This is a genomic window from Aeromonas sp. QDB14 (assembly GCF_027707845.1).
In the GTDB taxonomy this organism is placed as follows: Bacteria; Pseudomonadota; Gammaproteobacteria; order Enterobacterales; family Aeromonadaceae; genus Aeromonas; species Aeromonas caviae.
Window position 1 is genome coordinate 1 of record NZ_JAPCJD010000150.1, and the last position, 3,226, is coordinate 3,226.

At 52.6% G+C, this 3,226-nt stretch carries 3 protein-coding genes; 1 reads left to right on the forward strand and 2 read right to left on the reverse strand.

Annotated elements, in window-relative coordinates:
* Window positions 1-119 precede the first annotated feature (119 nt).
* Together PG887_RS21995 and chrA are read right to left on the reverse strand one after the other, a co-directional pair.
* Window positions 120-425: a PadR family transcriptional regulator gene (locus PG887_RS21995; protein ID WP_000130000.1), complete on the reverse strand. Its 306-nt coding sequence runs from the start codon at window positions 423-425 to the stop codon at window positions 120-122.
* 10 nt (window positions 426-435) lie between these two features.
* Window positions 436-1,641 carry a chromate efflux transporter gene (gene chrA / locus PG887_RS22000; protein WP_000184001.1) on the reverse strand — a complete coding sequence of 402 codons (1,206 nt, stop codon included), beginning with the start codon at window positions 1,639-1,641 and terminating at the stop codon, window positions 436-438.
* A gap of 227 nt (window positions 1,642-1,868) precedes the next feature.
* Between chrA and PG887_RS22005 the strand changes: the two genes are divergently transcribed.
* Window positions 1,869-2,873, forward strand: a complete 1,005-nt coding sequence (locus tag PG887_RS22005; protein WP_000427623.1) for an IS110-like element IS4321 family transposase — start codon at window positions 1,869-1,871, stop codon at window positions 2,871-2,873.
* Window positions 2,874-3,226: the final 353 nt, after the last annotated feature.

Consider the following 3,226-nt stretch of genomic DNA (forward strand, 5'->3'; position numbering starts at 1 on the left):
TATTGAACTGTCAGGAGCTGGCTGCACAACAGCCATTACGCCCAATCAACTGGTGCAGTCGTCTTCTGAAAATGACAATCCAGTTAGGGTATAGCTCAACCTGACATAGAAGCAAAAACTCAACCACCTTCTACCAACTCTCCGAACAGCTCCTTGACCTTTGTTTTCGCATCAGCAAGTGCAGTTCTGCCTTGTTCAGTGATGTCATAAACACGCCGTTCACGTCGCCCGGTGCGTTCGTGGCGTGAGGTCAGATAGCCTTTTTTTTCCAGGCCGTGCAGCATCGGGTACACGGTGCCAGCGCTCATCTCGTAGCCGTGTCGGCGTAGCTCTTCGATGATCCCCAGCCCAAAGACAGGTTCCTCGGCTGCATGGTGAAGGATGTGCAGGCGGATCAAACCGCCGTAGAGGTCTTTGTCAGTCATTTTTTGTGCCTCACAGAGCGACGCTCAACAGCCACCCAGCTGCACCGCTACCGAGGACAACCAGCCACGGCGGGAGCTTCCAGAACATAAGTGCGACAAGGGCAACTAATGCCAAGCCGAAGTCTTGCGGCTGAAAGATGGCGCTAGTCCATACAGGCTGATACAGCGCGGCCAGCAGCAAGCCGACTACAGCGGCATTGATCCCGGCCAGCGCAGCTTGGATGCCTGTATTGCGGCGCAAACGCTCCCAAAATGGCATTGATCCGACGACCAGCAAGAACGAGGGCGCGAAGATAGCCAGCAGACACACAATGCCGCCGATCCAGCCCGACGGGGCGGTGTTCATCGAGGCACCAAGAAACGCGGCGAACGTGAACAAAGGGCCGGGCACCGCTTGAGCTGCCCCGTACCCCGCGAGAAAGGATTCATTGTTGACCCAGCCGGAGGGCACCACTTCGGCTTGCAGTAATGGCAGCACAACGTGACCACCGCCGAACACCAGTGATCCGACACGATAGAAGGAATCCACCATTGCCATGGTTTGACTTGGCATCAGTTCGGCCAACACCGGCAGGCCAATCAGCAAGACAAAGAACAGCGAGAGCCAAAGCACGCCGGCCCGGTGACTGACCGTGATAGGTAGGGGGTCATGCTCAACAACTTTCGCTGGCTTGAACAATAACCGGCCTGCGATGCCTGCGATAGCAATCACGCCAACCTGTCCCCACGCGGACGGCACAAGTAAAACGACGCAGGTAGCAATTGCCATGATGGTGACTCGCAGCCCATCCGTGCATAGGTTACGCGCCATGCCCCATACTGCTTGAGCGACCACGGCCACAGCCACCACTTTTAAGCCATGCAACGCGCCCTGCGAGACGTAATCGCCATAGCTGGAGATGCCGAGCGCAAAAAGGATCAAGGCTATGGCAGACGGCAGCGTGAAGCCAGCCCAAGCAGCCAGCGCCCCGCTGTATCCAGCCCGAGACAGTCCTACCGCTATGCCGACCTGGCTGCTTGCAGGCCCTGGCAAGAACTGACAAAGCGCGACCAAGTCAGCATAGCTCCGTTCGGAGAGCCAGCGCCGCCGTGTGACAAATTCGGCGCGGAAGTAGCCCAAGTGCGCAATGGGGCCGCCAAAAGATGTCAATCCAAGCCGCAGAAAAATAAGAAAGACCGACCATGGTCTGCTGTCATCGGTAGGGTTATTCGTCATACTTTCGCCTTCATGATCTGCAACGAGTTGATCAATAATAAGCGAAATTCGATAACGAAATTCGATATAAATCTAGAAAAAAATACCTCTATGTGTACTACGCAGTTTTAGCTGTGGCTTTCACAGGAGCACGCTTACTTACGGCTTAGCGTGCTTTATTTAATGAGATGGTCACTCCCTCCTTCCCGGTACTATGCTGAGGACAGGCTTTCATTCGGAGAACTATCATGGAAAACATTGCGCTCATTGGTATCGATCTGGGTAAAAACTCTTTCCATATTCATTGCCAGGATCGTCGCGGGAAGGCTGTTTACCGTAAAAAATTTACCCGGCCAAAGTTGATCGAATTTTTGGCGACATGCCCCGCTACAACCATCGCAATGGAAGCCTGTGGCGGTTCTCACTTTATGGCACGCAAGTTGGAAGAGTTGGGGCATTCCCCAAAGCTGATATCACCACAATTTGTCCGCCCGTTCGTTAAAAGCAATAAAAACGACTTTGTCGACGCCGAAGCTATTTGTGAAGCTGCATCGCGTCCGTCTATGCGTTTTGTGCAGCCCAGAACGGAATCTCAGCAGGCAATGCGGGCTCTGCATCGTGTCCGTGAATCCCTGGTTCAGGATAAGGTAAAAACAACCAATCAAATGCATGCTTTTCTGCTGGAATTTGGCATTAGCGTTCCCCGAGGAGCTGCCGTTATTAGCCGACTGAGTACCATTCTTGAGGATAATAGTTTGCCTCTTTACCTCAGCCAGTTATTGCTGAAATTACAACAGCATTATCACTATCTTGTTGAGCAGATTAAAGATTTGGAATCCCAGTTGAAACGAAAGTTGGACGAAGATGAGGTTGGACAGCGCTTGCTGAGCATTCCCTGCGTCGGAACACTGACAGCGAGTACTATTTCAACTGAGATTGGCGACGGGAAGCAGTACGCCAGCAGCCGTGACTTTGCGGCGGCAACAGGGCTTGTACCTCGGCAGTACAGCACGGGAGGTAGGACGACATTGCTGGGAATTAGTAAGCGAGGTAATAAAAAGATCCGAACTTTGTTGGTTCAATGTGCCAGGGTATTCATACAAAAACTGGAACACCAGTCTGGCAAATTGGCCGATTGGGTCAGGGATTTACTGTGCCGGAAAAGCAACTTTGTCGTCACTTGTGCTCTGGCAAACAAGCTGGCCAGAATAGCCTGGGCCCTAACGGCACGACAGCAAACTTATGTAGCATAACGGCAGAAATACACCGGTTTAAAGAATTACTGATCTGGTTTTGCGAATACTGATATTGATGATACTAACGGCCCACCGGCCTGTTGAGGAACCTGTAAAACGGAAAGGCTCATTGAAGCCGTATATTTTCTGGAGGTTCATCAGGCGCGGAACTCATCAAGGCGCGGGAATAAAATCCCATTCAGACGCCGGATAGATTCAAGCAAGCCAACTTGTCGTCAAAATCGGTGTTGCAAAAACGGGAGTGACCATAGATTCCGTTTTCTGAGGCGATCCCTAGGAGCTCGGATCTCAGGACGAAGGTCTCCGCGAATGTCCGGTCGATCCGCGCGACGTCCCAGGCGGGCGTTCCC

Excerpts from the sequence above, each read along its gene's own strand:
- PG887_RS21995 (WP_000130000.1), bottom strand. The coding sequence starts at position 425 with ATGACTGACAAAGACCTCTACGGCGGTTTGATCCGCCTGCACATCCTT.
- chrA (WP_000184001.1), bottom strand. The coding sequence starts at position 1,641 with ATGACGAATAACCCTACCGATGACAGCAGACCATGGTCGGTCTTTCTT.
- PG887_RS22005 (WP_000427623.1), top strand. The coding sequence starts at position 1,869 with ATGGAAAACATTGCGCTCATTGGTATCGATCTGGGTAAAAACTCTTTC.